This is a genomic window from Myxacorys almedinensis A (genome assembly GCF_010091945.1).
Taxonomy (GTDB): Bacteria; Cyanobacteriota; Cyanobacteriia; order Leptolyngbyales; family Leptolyngbyaceae; genus Myxacorys; species Myxacorys almedinensis.
In genome coordinates this window covers 1-21,932 of record NZ_WVIE01000045.1, presented here as the reverse complement: position 1 = coordinate 21,932, position 21,932 = coordinate 1, and the positions used below count along the sequence as shown (strand labels likewise).

At 49.8% G+C, this 21,932-nt stretch carries 22 protein-coding genes and 1 pseudogene; 12 read left to right on the top strand and 11 right to left on the bottom strand.

Features of this window, described 5'->3' with window-relative positions:
- Window positions 1-183 (top strand): hypothetical protein (locus tag GS601_RS23400; RefSeq protein ID WP_238393450.1); only part of this gene is annotated, 183 nt, incomplete at its 5' end.
- A gap of 13 nt (window positions 184-196) precedes the next feature.
- A complete protein-coding gene (gene lepB / locus GS601_RS22015) occupies window positions 197-766 on the top strand; it encodes a signal peptidase I (protein WP_162425437.1) in 570 nt (189 codons plus the stop codon).
- A 6-nt stretch (window positions 767-772) separates the two neighbouring features.
- Here lepB and GS601_RS22010 read toward each other — a convergent pair whose 3' ends face one another.
- Together GS601_RS22010 and GS601_RS22005 are read right to left on the bottom strand one after the other, a co-directional pair.
- Window positions 773-1,339, bottom strand: a complete 567-nt coding sequence (locus tag GS601_RS22010; protein WP_162425436.1) for a ComEA family DNA-binding protein — start codon at window positions 1,337-1,339, stop codon at window positions 773-775.
- 12 nt (window positions 1,340-1,351) lie between these two features.
- Complete coding sequence (locus GS601_RS22005; protein WP_202925288.1) at window positions 1,352-1,702, bottom strand: SHOCT domain-containing protein; 351 nt, start codon at window positions 1,700-1,702, stop codon at window positions 1,352-1,354.
- Between the two features lie 368 nt (window positions 1,703-2,070).
- Here GS601_RS22005 and GS601_RS22000 point away from each other — a divergent pair, with 368 nt between their 5' ends.
- Window positions 2,071-2,982, top strand: a complete 912-nt coding sequence (locus GS601_RS22000; RefSeq protein WP_162425434.1) for a J domain-containing protein — start codon at window positions 2,071-2,073, stop codon at window positions 2,980-2,982.
- 172 nt (window positions 2,983-3,154) lie between these two features.
- Window positions 3,155-3,472, top strand: a complete 318-nt coding sequence (locus GS601_RS21995; RefSeq protein ID WP_162425433.1) for a DUF1825 family protein — start codon at window positions 3,155-3,157, stop codon at window positions 3,470-3,472.
- Window positions 3,473-3,591: 119 nt separating this feature from the next.
- Here GS601_RS21995 and GS601_RS21990 read toward each other — a convergent pair whose 3' ends face one another.
- A complete protein-coding gene (locus tag GS601_RS21990; RefSeq protein WP_338017113.1) occupies window positions 3,592-5,502 on the bottom strand; it encodes a transglycosylase domain-containing protein in 1,911 nt (636 codons plus the stop codon).
- 440 nt (window positions 5,503-5,942) lie between these two features.
- Here GS601_RS21990 and tyrS point away from each other — a divergent pair, with 440 nt between their 5' ends.
- From tyrS to GS601_RS21970, 4 genes are all read left to right on the top strand, one after another.
- Window positions 5,943-7,151: a tyrosine--tRNA ligase gene (gene tyrS, locus GS601_RS21985; protein ID WP_162425432.1), complete on the top strand. Its 1,209-nt coding sequence runs from the start codon at window positions 5,943-5,945 to the stop codon at window positions 7,149-7,151.
- 74 nt (window positions 7,152-7,225) lie between these two features.
- Window positions 7,226-7,957: an orotidine-5'-phosphate decarboxylase gene (gene pyrF / locus GS601_RS21980; protein WP_238393449.1), complete on the top strand. Its 732-nt coding sequence runs from the start codon at window positions 7,226-7,228 to the stop codon at window positions 7,955-7,957.
- Window positions 7,950-8,624, top strand: a complete 675-nt coding sequence (locus tag GS601_RS21975; protein WP_202925287.1) for a hypothetical protein — start codon at window positions 7,950-7,952, stop codon at window positions 8,622-8,624. Before pyrF ends, GS601_RS21975 begins: the two co-directional genes overlap by 8 nt.
- A gap of 60 nt (window positions 8,625-8,684) precedes the next feature.
- The gene (locus tag GS601_RS21970) at window positions 8,685-9,335 is read left to right on the top strand and encodes a helix-turn-helix domain-containing protein (RefSeq protein ID WP_162425431.1); all 651 of its coding nucleotides are present in this window, start codon (window positions 8,685-8,687) and stop codon (window positions 9,333-9,335) included.
- 11 nt (window positions 9,336-9,346) lie between these two features.
- Here GS601_RS21970 and GS601_RS21965 read toward each other — a convergent pair whose 3' ends face one another.
- Together GS601_RS21965 and GS601_RS21960 are read right to left on the bottom strand one after the other, a co-directional pair.
- Window positions 9,347-10,213: a DUF3598 family protein gene (locus GS601_RS21965; protein ID WP_162425430.1), complete on the bottom strand. Its 867-nt coding sequence runs from the start codon at window positions 10,211-10,213 to the stop codon at window positions 9,347-9,349.
- Window positions 10,214-10,219: 6 nt separating this feature from the next.
- Window positions 10,220-11,158, bottom strand: a complete 939-nt coding sequence (locus tag GS601_RS21960; RefSeq protein ID WP_238393448.1) for a cell division protein FtsX — start codon at window positions 11,156-11,158, stop codon at window positions 10,220-10,222.
- Between the two features lie 153 nt (window positions 11,159-11,311).
- Here GS601_RS21960 and def point away from each other — a divergent pair, with 153 nt between their 5' ends.
- Window positions 11,312-11,875: a peptide deformylase gene (def, locus tag GS601_RS21955; RefSeq protein WP_162425429.1), complete on the top strand. Its 564-nt coding sequence runs from the start codon at window positions 11,312-11,314 to the stop codon at window positions 11,873-11,875.
- Between the two features lie 3 nt (window positions 11,876-11,878).
- Window positions 11,879-12,082: a hypothetical protein gene (locus GS601_RS21950; protein ID WP_162425428.1), complete on the top strand. Its 204-nt coding sequence runs from the start codon at window positions 11,879-11,881 to the stop codon at window positions 12,080-12,082.
- A 98-nt stretch (window positions 12,083-12,180) separates the two neighbouring features.
- Here the strand turns inward: GS601_RS21950 and GS601_RS21945 are convergent, their stop codons facing one another.
- On the bottom strand, window positions 12,181-12,615 hold the full coding sequence (locus tag GS601_RS21945) for a hypothetical protein (protein ID WP_202925285.1): 435 nt from the start codon (window positions 12,613-12,615) through the stop codon (window positions 12,181-12,183).
- Window positions 12,616-13,452: 837 nt separating this feature from the next.
- Between GS601_RS21945 and GS601_RS21940 the strand changes: the two genes are divergently transcribed.
- Both GS601_RS21940 and GS601_RS21935 read left to right on the top strand, forming a co-directional pair.
- Window positions 13,453-14,805, top strand: a complete 1,353-nt coding sequence (locus tag GS601_RS21940; protein WP_162425427.1) for a PrsW family glutamic-type intramembrane protease — start codon at window positions 13,453-13,455, stop codon at window positions 14,803-14,805.
- A 184-nt stretch (window positions 14,806-14,989) separates the two neighbouring features.
- Window positions 14,990-16,195, top strand: coding sequence for a hypothetical protein (locus GS601_RS21935; protein ID WP_162425426.1), 1,206 nt, complete (start codon window positions 14,990-14,992; stop codon window positions 16,193-16,195).
- A gap of 161 nt (window positions 16,196-16,356) precedes the next feature.
- Here GS601_RS21935 and GS601_RS21930 read toward each other — a convergent pair whose 3' ends face one another.
- The 5 genes and pseudogenes from GS601_RS21930 to GS601_RS21910 all read right to left on the bottom strand — a co-directional run bounded on the left by GS601_RS21930 (window position 16,357) and on the right by GS601_RS21910 (window position 21,356).
- A complete protein-coding gene (locus GS601_RS21930; RefSeq protein WP_238393447.1) occupies window positions 16,357-17,157 on the bottom strand; it encodes a class I SAM-dependent methyltransferase in 801 nt (266 codons plus the stop codon).
- A gap of 82 nt (window positions 17,158-17,239) precedes the next feature.
- On the bottom strand, window positions 17,240-18,379 hold the full coding sequence (locus GS601_RS21925) for an iron-containing redox enzyme family protein (RefSeq protein ID WP_162425425.1): 1,140 nt from the start codon (window positions 18,377-18,379) through the stop codon (window positions 17,240-17,242).
- Between the two features lie 207 nt (window positions 18,380-18,586).
- Window positions 18,587-19,258, bottom strand: a pseudogene (locus GS601_RS23830) (APC family permease).
- A 197-nt stretch (window positions 19,259-19,455) separates the two neighbouring features.
- Entirely contained in the window at window positions 19,456-19,797 is a 342-nt protein-coding gene (locus GS601_RS21915; RefSeq protein WP_162425424.1) for a cupin domain-containing protein, read from the bottom strand.
- A gap of 104 nt (window positions 19,798-19,901) precedes the next feature.
- Complete coding sequence (locus tag GS601_RS21910; RefSeq protein WP_162425423.1) at window positions 19,902-21,356, bottom strand: RecQ family ATP-dependent DNA helicase; 1,455 nt, start codon at window positions 21,354-21,356, stop codon at window positions 19,902-19,904.
- Between the last annotated feature and the right edge of the window lie 576 nt (window positions 21,357-21,932).

Below are 21,932 nucleotides of genomic sequence, written 5' to 3'. Positions count from 1 at the left end.
GGGCATGAGATTTTAGCATTTTCAGCCTATTGGGTTTGCCCCTTTCTTGTCCAATTCTTATCCCGAACTCAGGTTAACCGAACAAAACGAGCCAAACTCTTTGAGTTAACGAGTTGGCGGCAATTTGAAGAACTGTTACAGGTAAAATGGCGACAGACCTTCAATCCTACGTGTTACGCTTAATGCGGCTCTACTTATGACCCCCGAACCGGCAACAAAACCCTCGACTTCGCCATCTCCCAACTGGAAACTGTGGTGGGAAAATATCCAGATTCTCGTCGCGGCGCTGATTTTAGCGCTGATCGTCCGGGCTTATGTGGCAGAGCCTCGGTTTATTCCCTCTGACTCGATGATTCCAACCTTGAGGATCGGCGATCGCTTAGTGGTCGAAAAACTGTCGTATCGGTTTCGCAATCCTGAACTGGGTGAAATTATTGTGTTTGATCCCCCCCCTCAGCTTCAAGACCAGGGATATTCTAAAGATCAGGCGTTTATCAAGCGGGTGATTGGCAGACCAGGGCAAACGGTTGAAGTGAAGGATGGTGAGGTTCTGGTTAATAATAGAAGCCTCGAAGAACCGTATATTGCTCAGCCACCAAAGTATAGAATGCCGCCAGTTCAGGTTCCTGAAAATAGTTTCTTTGTGATGGGTGACAACCGAAACAACAGCAACGATTCCCATGTGTGGGGATTTTTGCCAAAGGAGTATATTGTTGGACGGGCATTGTTTCGGTTTTTCCCGTTTAACCGAATTGGCGGGGTGTGAACCCGCTCAAAACGTCAGATAGTGCATCAGATCTGCCGTGATCTGACTGGGCAATGATAAGCGTTCCTGCAAATCGACAAGGTGTTTGTAGTTGCCGTTGGTTGTGCGATTTCGGGCGATCGCATGTGCCAACACAGGCTTGATTGCTGGAATTTGGGTCAACTCCTCTGCTGAAGCGGTGTTTAGGTTGACGCGCCGAATCTGATGCAAACTCTCTATGTCGTAATAACAAAATTGCATAATCGGTTCCAGTGGCTTCACGCGCTGGGCAGATATGCCTAAGGCAGCCGCCACATCGTCTGCACACACAAACTGAATCCCTGAGCGGCTCAACCCAGTTAACAGCCTGGCTTGATGAATTGAAAGACCGGGGAGCCTCAGCCAGTCGTCGATCGTGGCTTGATTGACATCGATTTGAATCCCCAGCGAGGCGGCAATTTTGATGTCTTCTAGCGACTGAAACCGATAGTAAGGATCATTTTGAATCTGAAACTTTAGCGATCGCATAGGATTGGGCAACGCCCATCGACCCGCTAATTTTGAGCCAGAGATGAACCAATCCAAAACGCCCATTTCTCTCCATGCTTACCCAATCTTTTCCAGCAATTTTCGTCGCTTTTGTTCAAATTCGTACTCAGAAATTAAGCCATCTTCCCGCAACTGATCCAAATCTCGCAGGGTTTCCGAAATGCGATTAACAGAGGTCGGCGACGTTGCAAAAATGCCTACCGAGGTCGCTGCTTCTGGCATTACCCCATTGTTAAAGTTGGCATCAAACTCGTCGGGATTTTGAACCAAATAGAAGATGGCATCAAATATACCCGCAATCCAAGCGACTTTGCTTCCGGTGAGGGCAAAGGCAACATAAATCAGACACCACCAGCGCTGCCCTAGATAGAGTTTGTGCAACCCTACCAGATGAAAACCGCCAACCATGGGAATCGCTCCTGCTAATGCCAAAAGCGCCGCTACTCTCCGACTTCTTGGTTTTGCTAACATTGCTGTCGATTTATCCGATTCTCCGGTTTACACTACCCACGTTGAGTACATAGAAGTATAGCCTCATCTTTGCGATGCTCTGACACTCGCCCTTGGCTGATTTGAAGCAGGGTTGCCTCCCCTCAATCATGAATTGCCTAGCCTCTGTTTCGTTGAGTGAGCCACAGCCCCCTCAGACTGGTTTTACTATAGCGAACTTCGTTCTGGATGTAGATTGCCCCCTATACCGGATTTTTTGTACTGGATTTTTCTGTACTGGCTTCTCCCTTGACCCAGTTTTTACTTACTTGAGGATCGCACCATCGATGCTCTCATCTACCTTCTCGCCCGACTGGTTGAAACTATTATCCGATCCCTATGCTGTCTTGGGGGTCTCGGTCGCTGCCGACGATCGCCGGGTTCTCAAGCGCTATCATGCGATCGCGAAAGTGCTTCACCCCGATCGCTATCTCTTTGCCGAGTCAGCCGATCAAGACTTCGCAAATCAAGTGTTTGCGCGGCTGGTGAATCCAGCGTACGAGAAAATTAAACACGACAAGGGACGATCTGAGGTAATGGCGATGGTGCGGCTTCAGGTGCGACGACTGGTGCGAGATTCACAGTTAGTGCCCCAAAGCGAGATTGCACGCGAGTTGATGCGTCAGCCCGTGCATGAGGCGGAAATATTTTATGAACATGCGATCGCGACCCTTGCCGAGGTTCAGTTTCAAGATTTAGAAAGATTTCACCTCGTCTCTCAGCAGCTTGACGAACTCAATTTGATCTATCTTCAACTCAAGATGGGAGATTTGTTCGTTCGAGAAAAACGCACCGGATTGGTTGCCGCCTCAGAGGTGAAACCTGCGACTCAGTATATTTTTGCCCGATCTGAGCAATCGTCATCCACCGTGGACTATGCCCGACGGCACTACGATCGCGCTCAGCAATACATCAAAAAAGAAGTGTGGGGGCAAGCCGTGCTAGAACTTCGAGACGCCCTGAAAATTGCTCCCCATCAAGCCGCATATCATGCTCTGTTGGGCTTTGCCTATCTTCGCCAAGACATGAGCGGCATGGCGATCGTTCACTTTCGTCAAGCGCTCAAACTCGACCCGACAGAACCGTTGGCAACCGAGTTTGCACCCCGATTAAATTTGCAGGCAAAGTCCCCCTCTCACCCCATTTCTACAGGCACTGAGCCAAAATTAGGCTCGCTATTTAGGCTGTTTCGGCGATAGAAAACGCGCATCCAAAACAACCAATTTTGGGCTAGCGTTAGGTAGTGAAAGCCCTACTTACCGGGAAGCAACGGCTGGATTAAGATGAATATTAGGGCGAGATTGATCAGCGTTAACCAACGTTAACCAACGTTAATCACCCCTATTCAGCTAGCGAAGCCAGTTTAGAGCAATGGGATTTTTTGACTCCGAGATTGTCCAACAAGAAGCTAAACAGCTTTTTGACGATTACCAGTCGCTTGTCAATTTGGGCGGCAGCTATGGCAAGTTTGATCGCGAAGGCAAACTGCTTTATATCGAGCAGATGGAAGCCATCATGGATCGCTATAAAATATTTATGAAACGCTTTGAGCTATCGGAAGATTTTACTGCTCAGATGACTGTAGAGCAGATGAAGACCCAGCTTAATCAGTTCGGCATTACTCCTCAACAGATGTTTGATCAAATGAACCAAACTCTGGCACGCATGAAATCGCAAATTGATCAGTAATTGATCAGTAATCTGAAACTAGACTGCTGAGCGCCAAGGTTGAATGTTGATAGTGCGATCGCAGCCTACGCCGCTAGATCCGAATCACGCCATACGTTCAACCTCGTGTTGTTCGCTCACTACGGTCGGTCAAAGTCAGAAGCAGGTCTAAACTTCTCAACTGGCACATCCTGCAATGCCTGCGACATAAACTCTCGCCAAATCGGAGCTACAAACCCTCCTCCTGTTGCCCCTTGACCTAGCTGCGTGTAGTTGTCATTGCCCACCCAAACTGCCGTTGCCAACTGTGGCACATAGCCGACAAACCAGATATCCCGCTCAGAGGACGTTGTTCCTGTCTTTCCGGCTGTCGGACGCCCAATCTGAGCGGCAGTCCCGGTGCCTCGCGAAACGACCCCTTGCAAGACATCGTTTAAGGATGCGGCTGCCCACGGATCAAGAACCAGTCTAGGCTTTGGCGTGTTGTCTAGCAAAACGTTGCCGCTGCTGTCACTCACTTGAGCAATCAACGTCGTCTCAGAATACCAACCGTTGCTCGCAAACGTAGCATAGGCTCCTGCCATTTCCATTGGCGTTAAATCAACAGAGCCAAGGGGCAGCGAAATCACTGGATCGATCGGGCTTTTAACCCCGATGCTGCGGGCGATTTCAACAACTTTGTTCAAGCCAATCTCTTGACCCAACTTGACCGCAGGAACATTGCGCGACATTTCTAACGCGCGGCGCAACGGCATTGCTCCACCAAAGGTACGATCGTAGTTTTGGGGATAATACATTTCGTAGCCATCTGGGTAGCCCACCGGGCTGTCATAGACAGTAGAGTCGGCAGCATATTTGCCAGAGGCTAAGGCGGCATAGTAGACAAACGGCTTGAAGGCTGATCCGGGCTGCCGCAAGGCTTGAGTGGCTCGGTTATATTCGCTTTTGCTAGAGTCCACCCCGCCAACCATTGCCTTCACAAAATGAGTACGCGGATCAACGGATACGATCGCCATCTGATCGGCGTAGACCCCCATATTATTCAGCCGACCAATCCAGTTGCGTGCCGTATCTTCTGCGAGGCGTTGCAGCTTAGAATCGATCGTCGTCTGGATTCGCATTCCACCTTTAAGCACGGCGTCGCGCCCAAACTTCTTCGTCAGTTCTTGAACAACGGCATTGCTGACATAGGGCATATCGCTCTTTTGAAAAGAGGTGATTTTGCCGAGCTTTAGCGACTGTTTTCGGGCTGCCTCTTCTTCTTGCGGAGTGATCCACCCCAACTCAGCCATCCGATGCAGCACCTCGCGCTGGCGTTTTTTCGCGCTTTTGAGATCCACAAACGGACTCAGCGCTTCGGGCGACTGGATCAAGCCTGCCATCATCGATGCTTCAGCCAAATCTAAATTGGCCGCAGATTTGCCAAAGTAGCTTTGTGCCGCCGTTTGCACCCCGTAATTGTTGTGCCCCCAGTAGACTTGATTGAGATACAGTTCTAAAATTTGATCTTTTTTAAAGATCTGCTCGATGCGAAGCGCCAAAACAGATTCGGCAATTTTTCGGCTAAAGGCTCGCTTGGGAGACAAAAATAGGTTTTTCACCAACTGCATGGTGACGGTAGAGCCGCCTTCGACCGTTCTCCCAGTGCTAAAGTTTGCTACCGATGCCCGTGCTACTGCACCTACGTTAACGCCGTTGTGAGCATAGAAGTAGCTGTCTTCGATCGCAATGACCGCTCGTTTTAACTGGGGAGAAATTTTATCAAGCGGCACGACTTCCCGATTTGCCTCTCCGTGAATGCTGGCAAGGAGCTTCCCCTTAATATCATAAATATGGGTAGTCTCACTCGGCGTATAGCCTCGCAGCACACGCACATCGGGCAAGTTGCGGAAGCTGACGGCTAAGCCCACTAACCCACCGGCAACGATCGCACTAGAAAGCATCGTTAATCCGAGTAAGGTGCCTCCTGTAACCTTGGCAACCGATCGAATAAATTGACCAGTAGATTCGGGTTGACGCTGTTGCTTTTGTCTGATGGTGTTAGACGACACGGTGATCTCTCTATTCTTAAGGGGGCAATGGGAGGCGCTAGATCATGCCTACTAGCGCAACGAGAAAGGGTCTGATGTTAAAACGGGGGTTAGTACGGGTATCACAGATAACTTTAGTAGGATAGATGAGACTGGCTAAAATGGAACAACGTTTCTCTTAAAGTTAGTTGAAAGCGCAAGAACAACCAGTTTTTCAACAGTGTGAACATGCTTGCAATATCCTAAACATCCTGTTGTGGCAGTAGGGGTATGGCATCGGTGCGGAAACGGCGGATGGGCAATTGGGTTAAAGGTTGCCCCAATTGTAGTAGTGTTTCTGAATTACCCTCGAATTTTAGCAAGGGAAATCATCTTCTACATCAGAGTAGGTTTATGGCAATTTTGTATCACCAATTTGCATCAGACCAATTTGTATCAGACCAATTTGCATCAGACAACGTATGGTAACCAATTCTTCCTGGCTTTACCGGGGCATTAGTGAAATTTTTCCAGATCAGCCCGATGCTGACAGCCCGACCGAGAACCTGGTGAAACGGATTGAGCAAGCGAACCATCCTCTCCGAGTCAAGTTAGGGATTGACCCAACGGGCACAGACATTCATCTGGGTCATAGTACCTTATTCCGCAAGTTGCGAGCATTTCAGGATGCTGGGCATACGGCTGTTTTGATCATTGGGGACTTTACAGCGCAGATTGGCGATCCGACCGGGAAATCGGAGGTGCGACAACAACTGACGCCACAGCAGGTGGCTGCTAATGCAGAAACCTATCTAAAGCAGGTGCGTCCGATTTTAGATTGTGAAACGCCGGGACGGTTGGAGGTGCGTCATAACTCGGAGTGGTTGGCGAAGCTCGATCTGTCAAACATTCGAGAATTGCTGGCAACGATGACGGTTGGGCAGATGCTAGCAAAAGAAGGGTTTGCGGAGCGCTATAAGCAGGGGACGCCGATCTATTTGCACGAGTTCCTCTATCCATTGATGCAGGGATATGATTCGGTTGCGGTTGAGTCTGATGTGGAGTTGGGCGGCACGGATCAGAAGTTTAACCTTGCGGTGGGTCGAGATTTGCAGCGCCATTTTGGGCAGACGCCCCAGTTTGGTCTGCTGATGCCGATTTTGCTGGGAACGGATGGCGTTCAGAAGATGTCGAAATCGCTGAATAATTACATTGGGCTGTCGGAAGATGCGCTGAGTATGTACTCGAAGTTGGAAAAGATTCCCGATACGCTGATTGAGCAATATTTTGAGTTGCTGACAAATCGATCGTTAGATCACCTGCCAGACAACCCCCGCGATCGCCAAAAATTGTTGGCGCTTGATGTGGCGTCTCAGTACCACGGCAAAGAAAATGCCCTAAACGCTCAAGCGGCGGCGATCGCTCTGGTGCAGGGTGCAGGCAGTCAAAGCGATGCTGTTCCCGAATTTTCGCTTTCATCTGTGCAGTTTCCGTCTAAGATTTTTTACCTGGTCAGTGCTACAGGGCTGTGCAAGAGCAGTTCAGAGGCGCGACGGCAGATTCAAGGCGGTGCGGTGAAGTTAGATGGGCAGAAAGTAGAGCAGGCTGACCTAACGTTTACGTCTTCTGAAGCGTTGAGAGGAAAAGTGCTTCAGCTTGGTAAAAATAAGTTTGTGCGCTTTGTTGAGTAGGGAATGACCATACCTGAACCCATGTCTGGACTTATATCTGAACTTATATCTGAACCTGTGTCATATCTGAACCTATGTCTGAACAGAAGATGAGCATATCTGAACGGATTATTGTGCCGTTGGATGTGGCGAGTCAAGAAGCTGCGATCGCGCTGATTGACCAACTCCCCCAAGTCACCTTTTGGAAAGTTGGCTTAGAACTTTTCGTCAGCAGTGGGGCACCCATTCTGACCCGACTCAAACAGCGGCAAAAGCGCATCTTCCTCGATCTAAAGTTTCACGATATTCCCAACACGGTCGCGGGGGCGTGCGCGGCGGCAGCGAGCTATGGCGTTGATTTGATCACGATCCATGCCGCTACAGGAAGTGCCGGACTTCAACTCGCCCAAACCGCCCTTCGAGCTAGCGCAGAACACGCGGGGGTACCCGTTCCTAAACTGATTGCAGTAACGCTTTTGACTAGCATTTCTGCTCGCACCCTGGCGTTTGAATTAAAAGTGCCGCTAGAACTGCCGGAATATACGCTGGAGATGGCGCTTTTAGCCCAAGCAAGCGGCTTGGCGGGTGCCGTCTGTTCTCCGCAGGAAGTGCAACAACTGAGACAAACCTGCGGCGATGAATTTGTTTTGGTAACGCCCGGTGTCAGACCGACGTGGGCAGAGGCAGGCGACCAAAAGCGGATCATGACGCCTCGGCAGGCACTGGAGGCAGGGTCAACCTATGTGGTGATTGGGCGTCCGATTACGGCGGCAGAGCAGCCCGGTAGAGCGTTTGAGCGGATTTGTCAGGAGATCGAAGATGCCTAGGGGAGGGAGCCGCGCGGTTCTTTCACAATTGCGCCTTTGGAGCAGCCAGATCGGTGCGATCGCGCTCTTGCTTCTGGTTCCGTCGGCAAGCGAGGCTGCCCTAATGCCCAAACGCTATGCCTGCCCCTCCGAGGTTGAGCCGCTCGTGACGCTGATGCTTGGTAGCTTGGCAGGCTACACCAATCGCGCGATCGCCCGATCGACTAGCCGGGAAAATGTAACCCGAAGTTATGTCGTTACCGTGGGTAGACCTGAGTTTGAGCCGCTGCCATTGAGTCCGGACAGGTTGAGCCGAGATGGAACTTCGGGGCACGGCAAGCCGGTGGGCAAACCTGACTCAACTTTACGTCAAGTCTTCATCACAACCTTGGAGCGAGAACGGGTTGCCCCGCCGCAGATGGCTGCCGAGAGCGATCGCCCATCGGGGCGCAATGTGGTGTATCTGCAAGGCTTTCATTGGCTGTTTCTGACCAGAACAGAGGATGAGTGGCGCTTGGCACTCCTGTTCACCCAGATTGGAACCTATCCCACAAAACAGTCGCCAACGCCGCCACGGGAGAGCAGCCAAGGGGTGATCGGGCAAGCCATTCAAACGTGGCTGCGAGATTGTAACGCTGGCGCCATTCCACCTGCAAAATCTGACCGTTTTTTCAATAAAACCAGATAAAATAGCAGACCTAACCCGAAGTGCTGACTTCGCAAGCGTTTATAGGAACTGCACCCCTCAATGGCATTAAACGAACGGCAGATTAAAATTCTACAAGTCGTCAGCAACGGAACTATCTCTGGTGAAGGCATCGCCAACGCATTAGGCTCATCGATGCAGATGCTCCGCTATTATTTAGACACCATGGCAGAAGATGAATATCTTAAAGTAGCCAAAGTTTATGACAATAGTACACGAGAATTTCAGATTGTCCGAGCCTATTTGACCGATAAAGGAAGAGCTATTTTGGAACAGCTAAAAAGCTCAGAAAAATTAGCCGACCTGCTTCCTAAAGTTTCCTTGCAAGAGCCGTCTGTTGAGCACGCTGATGGGTCTTCTAAACCTGCGACAAGTGGACGAGCTGCAACGCAACAAATTCTGCTTCAAGACGTTGAGCAAATTATTAATTCCCTGGATGCACTTCAGAGAATTGTAGAAGAATTACCAGAAGATCGCCGAGATATTGTCAGCGTTTACCTTAGCGATCTGCAAGACGAAATCAAGATTGTTTACAAACGCAGACCTCAACGAATTAAGGCTTACTTTCTAGCCGTTTTAGGCACAACCCTGCCGATCATCAAACAGAGCGATCGCGCGGGTGACTTTATCGAACATGCTCGAAAACTATCAGAAAAATTGGGCGTTGTTGTCAAGTTGCCGTCTCTAGAGTGAGGGGTTTCGTGCTACCCGCGATCGCTGCCGTTTACTGTTTTATGCTCGGTCACCAAGGTTAAACTCGTCCATTCCCCTGTATGGTCATAACTGCGAATGATGCGCTGTCGCAGATCCGCTTGCAGCAACCACCCCAGTTCTAGAACAAACGGTTGACCCGGTTTAATCTGCACCGGGCAGTTACACGATGCGCCATCTGGTAACAGCAGAATCTGAATAGGCATCGCGCCTTGATCAAAAAAAAGCGCTGCGCTGTTGGTTGCGTTGCCGTTCTCCAGAGAAATAATCCTGGCGTTTGATGCCAGCCTACACTCTGCCTCTCCTTGCCCAAATCTCAACTCCTGCTTTACCCGATCGCCGTCCCGTCCGATGGTTAGCGTCGTTGGATAAGAATCAGGCGATCGCCAGTCAGGATACAGCGTTAGCGCTTCACCTTGCCACTCGCCGACCACATCATCGATCGTCAAGGGTGGGCGTTCGGGCGCATCGGTTTCAGCCCGTTGCTCGCGGATCAGGGTGAGGTTCTGCAACGCTCGGTTTTCAAACATTTGAACCAATCTTAAGCGGCGGTTGCCGTCCATTAACCCAAACTCAGCGCCAAACGCGCCAAACGGGCTAAGCTGCATCGATCCTTGCGAGAACGCTCCATTTTCAAAAAATAGCACGTCGCGACTGAGGGTGCCGTGCATGTCAAACTCTATGTCTCGATGGGTTGGAGAATTGCGCCGCAAGCTAAAGTGGACGTGTTGATCGCTGCGTCGATCGATGTGAACGACGGAAGGCGTGGTATCGAGTTCTTTGCCTTGCACCGAAAACCCGGTAAACGACCCGTGCCATTCTCCAACATTTTGCAAAAAGCATTCCCACTGCGACTTCATAGGCGATTAGAGTTTAGCGAAACGATGCACCGCAAACAGGCTGCCCATTAATCCTACCGAAGCGCCGAACGTTAGCAAAATAATGGGTAGAAGAATGACATCAAACGGCTTAAGCTGGACGCTTTGGGCGAGAAATTGCAGAAAGTCGGCTTGCTGGGACAGAGCGTGAGCGATCGCTCGGTGCACCCCATAAACCATGCCCCCCGCGATCGCGGCTCCGACCACGCCAAAGGTAACGCCCTGAAGCACAAACGGCAGATAAATCCAGCCGCGCGTTGCCCCAACCAACTGCATCACCTCAATCTCGCGCCGCCGCGCTAAGACAATCAGGCGGATCGTGGTGCTGATCACGGCGATCGCCGTGACGGTTAGCAAGCCAGTCACCATAACGCTGATCCAGTTAAACCCCCGGTTGAGTTGGGCGATCCGTTGCACCGCTTCATCGACATACTGTACGGTTTCGATGCCTTGTAATTGCTTGAGCGTTTGGGCAAGAGCAGGAACTTGCGCCGATGAGGTTGCTTTCACTTTCAACTCATCCACCAAAGGGTTTCCCTCTAATTGCTGAGTCGCATCTTTGAGGCTCGACAATCCCAACTCTTTCACCAACTGGCTCCACGCTTCTTCTTTCGAGGTGCCTTCGACCGATGCAACAGACGGCAACCTCTCGATCACAGGCTTGAGCGTGTCTGCCGACACCCCAGTTTCTAAATAGACTGACACCTCTAACTGGCTGCCAAATTGATTGAGCAAGCCTTCTAGCTGCCACGATGCCTGCAAACTCACGCCAAACAAAAACAGCAGCACCGTTACTGTACTGATTGCCGCCCAGTTCATCCAGCCGCCCCGCTTTAAGCCCAGAACCGTTTCTCGGCACAAATACTCCAGCTTTGTTAAAAATCGTAGCATTCCCACAGATTGATCTCCCTGATCGTGATGGGTCATCTCTCCCGTCGCGCATTCCTTTTAACACACATTATTCTCAACCGAACCCCAAATCCAGAACCTTACTGTGCTTCCGACCTGCCTCAAATTAGATAAGATAGAACCAAGGCGGACTCGATCCGACCTTTGGCATTCAATGCGGGTGAACTGTCCATGCCTTCTGAAGTTTTGGTTGAGAAGAAAAAATTAGCGAAGCCACCCCTAGAGGTGCATCACCTGGGCGATCGCGTCTTGCGTCAACCGGCAAAACGGGTTGCAAAAGTAGATGATGACATTCGTCAGATTGTGCGCCAAATGCTGCAAACCATGTATTGCGAAGATGGCATTGGCTTAGCTGCGCCGCAGGTGGCGATCAACAAGCAAATTATTGTGATTGATACTGATCCTGAAACCCCGGAGCATCAGCCGCTAGTGCTGATCAATCCGGTGATCAAGTCGATGAGTAGCGAGATTGATGTCTCTCAGGAAGGCTGCCTTAGCATTCCGGGAGTCTATTTAGATGTGCAGCGTCCTGAAGCGATCGAGGTGTCGTTTAAAGATGAGCAAGGACGCCCCAAAACCCTCAAGGCGACCGGCTTATTGGCGCGCGCGATTCAGCATGAAATCGATCACCTGAATGGCGTATTATTTGTAGACCGGGTTAACAATCAACTCGCGCTCACGCAGGAACTTAAGAAGCGTGGGTTTTCAACTCAAGCTGTGAAGCCGGTGGCGTAACTTATGATCATGACTCCCAAAAGCGGCGTTCTTCTTGCCGGGTCTTGTGTTGCTGCGATCGCGGCAGTAGGCTGCATTTTCGAGCTTTCCTCTGGCACGCCCGATCTAGGTGTGCCAACGACTGGCATCATTTTGGCGTTGAGCGCTCCGATTGGCGTCATTTGTTTTCTCTCTGCGGTGTCGGATGCGAGAAAGCATAATTCGTAATTTAGCCTGACAATCGGCTGTTGACGAGAAGCCAGATTTAGATCTGGCTTCTATTTTTTGGCATAAATCGTAGCAACCCTAGACGTGGGGTGTCTCACTTAGCCTCCTACGGCAGCCGAGGCACCGTTTGTTGATGCTTCTGCTGAGGGCGTCGATGCTTCTGCTAAGAAGGTGGGAGCGGTAGTTGGGGCAGGGTCGGGAGTGGTGCGGCGAGCATTTTTTCGCCGTGAGCCACCTGCCATTTCGTATTCGTAGCTGGTTTTGCCATAGCGGCTGCCAACTCCTAGCAGCATTTTTTCCGATAGTTCCAGAACAAGCCGTTCTGCATCTTCTACGTCATTGGCAAGTTTATCGATTGACGATAAAGCAGTATTGTAGAGGGCAAGCTTAGAACGCAGATCGGTGATGGTGGCGGCATAAGCATCCATAGTCAGCCCGCCGCCAAGGTCGAGCCTTGCACTAATAGAGCGCAAACTTTCGATGCGCCGTTCGGCTCGTTCTAGGGGGCTGGAGTTTCTTTTTCGACGTGCCATGATACACCTTTGTGGGTAGGTTTACTCTTGCACTTTATCCAGGGCGCTGCTCGCCTGACCTGAGCAAAATTGGGCAATCGTTGGGGTAGGTGCGATCGCACCTAAAAAAAGTTAGTGATTTTTACCTAAGCAACTTCAGTTTTTATGATGCAACTTTTTACCCTGCAAAGTTATGTTGCTCAGCGTCTTGTCAGTTTCCATTCTCTTTGCGCCTGATTTAGCTAGACAGTCTTAACTGCTATGTCGATAGATCCAAACCCAACTTTCTGATCCCGATTCTCTTAAAATTAAGCATTCTTAAACGATTGCTGCCATGACTTAAGCGATGCTTATAAATGAAGTAATAGTTGTTATTAGCGTTCAAGCTAGCCTAGCTCTTATTCAAACGCGAGCAACTCCGGTTTGTTCCTAGGCGATGGGGGTTGAAGCGATCGCACCTCCGGTTTCAACGAGCGCTACCCTCTGTTAAGCCAGCGCTGCACCAGGAGAAGTCGTTGTTATGCTGGCTTTAGCGATCGCAGCCATAGCTTCAGCACTGACTGCCCCCTCTAAGTTTCGGAGTCTGACTATTTCTGGAACGACCTGAGCAACGTGTGCCTAAACCGTTGCTCTAGGGGTTTCGGGGGATGCCCTGGGTAACCGCTAGTGACAAATTAGAACTTACGAGTTACAAGTTACGCTTGCGGGTTGATAAAGTGTTGATAAGGAGTCCTGAGGCTTGCTTAAAGGGCACGATGTGGAGTATAAAATATTGCCTATTGTTCCTAAAACTTTGCCGCTTTGACCCAATTACTGGTGATAGATTTTTGGTGAATGGCAACTGCTGGACATCGTGTAATGACAGGTGAATCGTCTGCGATCGCAAGCTTGCGGCAACTGCCGACCAGGGGTAAGCCTGCCCTCAAACAGCATTACTACCCCCTTCCGGCTGATCGCATTTTGGCGATCGGGCGCGATCCGCGCTGTCAGATTGTGGTCGACCCGGTTTTGTATGCTTCTGTGTCTCGGCGGCATGTGGAGGTGCGCCCTACTGCCCAGCCGGGAACTGCACCAATGTGGTGGATCTGCGACCTGAATAGCTCTAATGGCACCTACTTAAACGGGAAACGACTGCGGGGATGTGAGATTTTGCAAAGCTGCGATCGCATCACCCTCGGACGAAATGGCCCAGAATATATATTTGAGTACAGCGCTCAAGCGCCCTCGGCTCATCCCCCAAACGGCTTGACCGCGCCGCCCCCAGAACCGTCGATCGCTTCGGCGACAGAAGAGGGGGTCACCTTCACCCAACTCTTTCCCATCCTGTCTACCGGGCGCGATCTCACGCGAAAAGCCTTCCTTGCGCCCAGCATGATTACCATCGGATTTGTGGTGGCGATGTTTTTGGCGGTCGGGCATGCCGTCATGTTTAATTTGCTGATTGCGGGGTATCTGGCGATCGCCGCGTACTATTTTGTCTACCAGCTTTGCGGCAAACACAAACCCTGGTGGGTTGCAGGGGGGGCGGCATTCGCCACGATCGCACTGCTGCGAAGCCCGATCTTGCCGTTGTCAATTGTGCTGTTTCGGCAAATCTTGCCTGGGCAAGTCCCCGACTCTGGAGAATCGATCAATTTCCTGGTACTGCTGATTCGGATGTTCTTTGGGGCAGGTTTGATGGAAGAATTGCTGAAAGCGCTGCCGCTTCTGGGATTTTTTCTACTTGGGCGATTTTTGCCCCTGCCGTGGAGTCGTTGGGTCGGAATTTGGGAGCCGTTGGACGGCATTTTGCTAGGTGTGGCGTCTGCGGTTGGGTTTACCCTGCTAGAAACCTTGGGGCAATATGTGCCGGATGCGATTCAAAACACAACGCTACAAGCGGGAGAAGGGCTAAATCAGTTGGTGGGGCTGCAACTTTTGATTCCTCGCTTGTTGGGATCTATCTCAGGACATATGGCATATAGCGGCTATTTCGGTTATTTCATAGGACTAAGTGTGTTGAAACCGAAACAAAGTCCGGTGATTTTAACAATTGGCTACCTTGCCGCCGCCTGTCTGCATGCCCTCTGGAATGCCATGGGCATCGTTAGCCCCGTGATTTTGGCATTGGTGGGAATCTTGTCTTATGCATGTTTGGCGGCGGCAATCTTGAAAGCTCGGAGTTTATCGCCCACGCGATCGCAAAACTTTGCAACTCGGCTCAGAGGTTAACACCGTTCCTGAGAAGCGCTTTATCAAATTTCTATCATTCTTTGTGGAGCCACAGAGGTATTTTCCTTCTTTAGAGAGACGTTCTGAGAAACGGAGGGATTTACGCTCATGGCTAAAGGTTGGGCTTGATTGCCCAGTCCTCTTGCCCACACGCGAATAACGCTTCGCACGTTAACAGGATTCTATGACGAACTTGAACCCAATTATTAATAGGAAAATGTTCCTGCCGTTGAGCATTGCTGTGCTCACAGTGTTTGCAGGAACCCTCAAAGCGCACGCGGAAGAACCAGATGCCGTTGATGCGACTTCTGTATTGACTAATCAAGTTATACGACCAGATTTTAACGACGCTCGTTATTCTACTGCTCCTACGGTAACGATCGCATCTCCAACTCAATTTTCAACTCCAGAGACAAGTGTTCTCCAAGCTTTGGCTACGGTTCCTTCGGCGTCTCTTGCCGCTCCTATTCCTGGCAAGTCGGTCACGAAAGCATCAGGGCTATTGGCTCAAGCTAGTGACACCACGCCGACTACTCCCGGAACGCGCAACCCATCGACCATTCCCGATACGGTTCCCACTCCAGGAACTACCACTCCAGAAACCACCACACCCAGTACCACTCCTAGCCCATTCAACACGGCTCCAGGAACCCAAGACACCACGCCAACCACTCCCGGAACGCGCAACCCATCGACTATTCCCGATACGGTTCCCACTCCCAACCCGGGTGGCACTACTCCAGGAACGATCATTACTCCGGGTAGCACTCAACCGAGTACTACGCCTCCACCCACGACAACGCCCGTGTTCCCTAGTACCACGCCAGATACCACGGTTCCAGATACCACCACACCCGGCGTTACATCCCCAGATACCACTCCTACAACGCCGCAATTTACCCCTGGCACATCCCCAGATACCACCACTCCTAGCAACAATCTGATTCCTCCGATCTCGCCGGGTCGGGCAACGAGGTCAGGGTCTAGCTATGTAGGGGCGGGTGTTAATATTGGCGTTGGAGATGGCGATACGGCGCTAGGTAGTACTAACTTCGAGGTCTTCAGTAAAATTGGCTTGACTCCTACCTTTTCAGCCCGCCCATCGATTCAGTTTTCAGATGATGTGACAATTTTGCTGCCCGTTACCTACGACTTTAGCTTTGGTGCAGGTCCTACAGAAGCGCTAGGGTTTACAGCCGCACCTTATGTTGGCATTGGGGCGGCAATTTCCACCGGAGATGGCGGAGACGTTGCCCTATTGCTGACTGGTGGTGTGGATGTGCCGCTTTCCGAGCAATTTACAGCAACGGCGGCGGTTAACGCCTCGGTTATTGGAAAGGCGGCTGTCGGAATTCGGGTTGGCGTTGGTTACAACTTCGCTGGATTCTAAGATTCTAATTTGTCCTCTCCCTAGCCTTCTCCGCAGGGAGAGGAAACAAGAAATCTAGCTCCATCCATAAATTCCATCACTCATGACATTCCATCACTCATGACAAAGGCGGCTTATCAGTTCAGTGAAAGCCGCCTTTATTTTATTGAGATATTAGAGCATTACAGAGCCGTCATTACCTTGATCAACTCATTAGAAAGATCCGTGGTGCACAGTTCCTGCTTTGTAAACAAAACTCCAGCTAAAAAGTAGATGTTTTGGGAATAAAATGCCTGCTGGTTTTGACGTAGTTTTGCAATGCTGTTTCTAACTTTTGGCTCAGAACTGTAATACCCAAACGGGAGCGGTGTCAGCATAAAATCTGCGATCGCATAGCCCTGATCCAACCCATGCTCAATCGTTTCCACCGGATTTGAGTAGCTAGACACCAGCAACATCACATTAGGACAATCTAAAGTGAGGAGCCGATTTGTGATGGTTGCGCCATCACTGCCACCATGTAACAGAGGCATACAAATATTGTTATCTGGCGCAGGTAAGTAAGGCGGATTTGCAATCAGACACTGGGCGTTGGGAATATCTGCCTCAAAAAAGGATCGATTGTGAACGCTATAAGTCTCATCTAGCTCTAGGTGAGCAATTCTAGAACAAGCGACCTGATAAGCATCAGGGTTTAATTCATAGCCTTGAATCGTTCCACCAAAGCAGCTTCGCATTAATGCGTTAATAACAGGGCTACCATCTCCACAACCAAATTCAATAATGCTATCGGCATCACTGTAGCGATTAAATACTAGCCGTTCTAGACAATAGGAATAGAAATGCGATTCTTCGGGGCAGAAAAAAACGTCTTGCTTAGAGTAAACAGGAACTGGGTCGCAAAGTACTTGCGAAGCTGCGCTCTGCATCGATCCTTCAGAGTTTAGCAGCGCCAATTGTGAGCGAGATTCAGCGAGTGTCATAGAGTCAGTCCAAAAATGATTTGCGTTGCATTATTCCATTCGGGCGTAAAGCGAAACTGTGGAGTCTGAGGCACAAGCTGGGTCAGGGAGAAACCATAGGTAGCGGTTTGGTCTCCCATTGACGCAGGCGCTCAACTACAGCAGCACTAGCGCGATCGCCCATTTGCTTTTCTTGGTCGTAGCCCAACACCAGTTGCCACGCTTCGTTGGGATACATATCAATCAGGGGTAGCGTAACGTTTTCGATCATCCACCGCCCATGTCGCTCGTCTTCGCGGATGTGGAGTTCCCAATATCCCATCGCATCATCAGACAAACCCAAACGCTGAGCCGCCGCCAGATAATTGCGATAGGCAGAAGGCCCAGCAACTTCAAAATAAGCTAGACCGCCGTTGTAGCGCAAAAAGTGGCGTTTGCACTCGGTGAGTAGAAAGTTATGATTTGTGCTAGCAAGAATTTGCCACGGGACGAGATCGATGTAGGCTTCGGGCTGCGTATCTAAGCCGAGTTCGGTCATCATCAGTGCGAAAAACGTGGAATGTTTGCGCGATAGACGACCGTTACCGTATTCCTCAATCAGCACTTTGGTGAGAGTTGCCTGAACTTCGTTTGCCGCACCACCCAAAATGCGCGTGAGTCGGCTCGACTCAATTAAGCCATCGAACGATGCGATCGCAATCAAGTAGCGGTAGCCTTCTAACGACAATTCGTTCTGTAGATACAGGGCGTCGGCAGAGAGAGCCGGAGTCAGATCTGCTTCGTAGCGATCGCTGAGAGCTTGCTTAAAATCTAAAGATGTATAAGACTCAACATCGACCTGAGCAAGTTCCCACTGTTGCCACACCGCTTCGATCTGGTTCCGGATTTTTTGCAGATACAGCGATCGCTCGTTGGTATAGTGATGAAGATCATCATACCAAAATAAATTTAGACGATTGATGCGGTATAAAACGCGCTGAATAAACCAGTGGGCATCGTCTGAATTGTGATCTGCTAAATGATGCGTTGTTTTGTAAGCGTGTGCTAATGCCCGCTCTAGCGCCGCTTCAAAATCATTGATTTGAGCAACACAGCAGTTAAGTTGCTGATCGAGATCTTCTATCTCAATTAATTCACCAAAGCTTTTTTCTGCTTCGTAATAGGGATTGGTCTTGATTTGCGCCTGTGTTGTAGCTGGGAGTAGTTCCTGCGTTTTCAAAGGCGTAACTAAACTGCCTTGCATGTATCTGCTGCTGTGATGATTTGCGATCTCATAATCGTTGATACAGTTTCCAAATTCATCTCCCTAAGAATGAGCTTGCCTTGTCCTAAAGACAGAGTTTTGCGAAAGGGCAAAAGCAGAAGTAGCTTGCCTCTGCTAAATTTGTTGGTGTAAAACCGTTGTTATAAATTTATTCAATCTAAATTTATTCAATCTATTGTTGAAAAGTTAGCAGAATCGAATTCTCATACCAAGTCGTCTTACTTCCTCGCTCATGGTTGCAATTCGTCCATAGTCAGTATAAGACACAAACATCAATGCAGTCGCGTGAAAGGCGCTATTAATCGAGGTAATAGATGGTTTGGTAAAGAGTTCTGCTTTGTTGTTTGCGAAGTTGGATACATTGATATGAGGAATTCCAGCTAATATAAAAAACAATAGAGTTAGCAACGTGATCGATACAATAAAAATGTTCGCTCGATTAGAACGTTGAACACCGTCTAAGACAACCAAACTCAATACAACAACGGCAAGAAATGCAATAGGATCAATAAGCTCCAAGTTTACCCTTCCCAACGCACTGAGCAAATATCCTGAGAATCCTCAAGCGGCTGATGCTGACTTTGCTAGCAAAAAGAGCCAGCCTGCACTAAAGCCAAGCCACGGATTGAGATAGCGATAGCCATATTCGTAACTGCCACCGCTCATGGGATGGCGAGCCGCAAGTTGAGCAGCACTTAGCCCATTGCACAACGCTACGATCGCAAGGATAAGGTTTGCTCCAGCAATGTCTGCTGCAATGCCGATACTAACAAATACTCCGGTTCCCACGATCGAACCTAAGCCCATAACTGTTGCGCCCCAAACCCCTAGTTCGCGCTTTAGCACAGGTTGCGCCATCTGTTATCGTCCTATGACTGTGCTTAGATTAGTAAACGAAGGTTATGAAGGGAGCAAAAGCAACTTCAAAACTGGGGCGTTGGCAACAGCTTGGACAGCAGACGTAACAGATGCTTTGGGCAACGTTTTAGACAAAGAAATTGTGTTTCAACCGCATTCATTAATCTGTTTTATCCGTTACCCAAGATGCGGTCATGCTAGCGATCCTGTCGGTGGGCTTGGGCAGGCGGGCTGGTCGCTTCTACAGCAGTAAACGTCTCTAAAATTTTGTAGGTATGAGATACACCTTTTGGCACAACCCAAGAATCACCGGATTCTAGCACTATGACTTGACCGTCGAGGTGCAGTTCTGCCCTGCCGCTAATGGCATAACCGACAGTTTCATACTCTCGTTTTGTAGAGGGTTTGACCTCATCGGCAGGTTCTTCCTGTTCCCAAAGCCGCATTGCGAGGCTCTCGCCCGAAGCAAGATATTTCTGCCCCATATCCCCTCTGGGCGAAGATTGAGCGTCTACTTTCTTAGCGCTAGTGTCTGTCATCTTGAGTCTCTTTTGGGTAAGGTTTGCATAATGGTAGTGCCTGAAGGCTAACCGATGCAGGGCTGATCAGCCTCTGACTTAAGTACAGTGGTGGGCGGTGAGCACTAGCGTTTTCGACACAGATCGCAATGACCACAGCAAAAAGATTTTGCTTCTTCGTCACACCCGAAGGCAGAAAGTAGAGATTGCCACCGACAATTCTTGGTGCTGAGATAGGTCTGCATTGGTTGCACAGAATTTACTGCTGCGTTGTGGGTATTGTTTCGGTTCCCATTGTTTTTATGTCTATTAATTTCATAGTGGAAGGGATCGAGCCAACTCAGAGTTCCCGTCTTGTAGAGCAGAGACAGGGATTTTGCACCTTCTTTGAACTGTTTAGATACGCTTGCTACTGATCCGTGGGGTGGAATAGCCTGCGCCAATTTTTGAGCAGATTGGATCTGCGATCGCATCTGCTGCTGAAAAAAATTCCAGCGCGTTTTGTCGTCTGGGTCGAGCCAACTGCTAATTAGCATCAGTGCGATCGCAGGCTTTCCATCTCGCCCAGCCCGCCCTATTTCTTGCACATATTCACTCAGTAAAAACGGCGCGTGATAATGCACAATCCATCGCACGTTAGGTTTGCTAATGCCCATGCCAAACGCATTTGTACAAATTACAAATTGCAGGGTGCCCTTCAGCCAATCTTGCTCGATCTGGCGGCGATCGTTTGCTGCAAGTCCTGCATGATAGGCAGCCGTGGCATGCCCTTGTTGCTTTAACTCAATGGCTAACGCTTCGCTGTCGTGCCGTGTGCGAACGTAGACCAACCCAGACTGCCTGAACTGGGAGCCGATGAACTGAATTAGGCGCTGGCGGCGACCTCTGGGCGTTGAGATCGATTGGACAGTGAGAAACAGATTAGAGCGATAGGGACTCAGACGAACGCGATGAGGATGATCGAGACCTAGAATGCGCTCGATGGTGTCTTGAGTGGTGGGATCGGCGGTGGCGGTGAAGGCGGCGATCGCCAGGCGTGTTGTAGGCGGTTTGTGCTGCAATAGAGCCGGGCGAACTGCTCCTAGCCGATAGTATGCAGGTCGAAACGTCTCTCCCCACTGCGCCACACAATGAGCTTCATCAACGATCAGTCCGTTGATTTTGAGGTTGGGCACACACAGGCGCTGCCACACCGGTGCGCTGAGTAGTGTTTCAGGCGAGAGATATAGGAGGCGTAGTTGCTGCGTTTCTAGCGCCCACAACACTTTTTTACGATCGACACTAGCCATTTCGCTATGCAGAAGCGCGGCAGGTAATCGCCGCTGTTGCAAGTCTTGAACCTGGTTTTCCATCAAGGCGACGAGCGGCGAAATCACTAGCGTGAGTCCGGTTTGCATCAGTGCTGGCAATTGAAAACAAAGCGATTTTCCGCCGCCGGTGGGCAAGATAATTAGGGCATCTTGCCCGGTGAGCAAGGTTTGAATGACGTCGCCTTGAGGAGGGCGAAAGTCAGGGTAGCCCCAAAGGTGTTGTAGGAGCGATCGCGTCTGGGCAAGGGATGAGGCAGTAGAGGCAGTCATGAATCTGGGAAAATAAGCTGTTCATAGCATTCCCCGGTATGAGAAAAAGACGATGGCGATCGCTTTTAGCACATGCGGTCTGGGCAGAAGATTACAAATTTACATATCCGCTAGTGATAACGTTAAGAACATCTCATCTAAATGACAATATTTTCAGCAAGACATTCCTCCGAGTACACTAAAAATTCAGATTTTACAATGGTTCAATTTATGTAAAGTCTACTATTCTGTTATCTCAATTTGAAAAAAATAAGAACAAGATTGAGAATTGTTGTGCAGCGGTTTTTCTATGAAAAGAATAATCCAAGCAATTACTCGATGCAATTCTATGAAACAGAAACAATTGACGGCTCAGGCAGTGCCCAAGAAGTAGCTCTGTGCCAACGTCTGACCCATAAATTCGCCGATTGGGGACATCCCCAAAGTCTGCTATCGGCTAAACCACAGGCGCGATCGCAGGTCATCAAAATTGCGGCGTCACAATCTCAACATTGGAGACTAATACCAAATTGAAAAAAGGGAGAGACAAATGAGAGAATGGGTTCTGCCGTGTGGAGAAAAACAGCAATGTCAGGT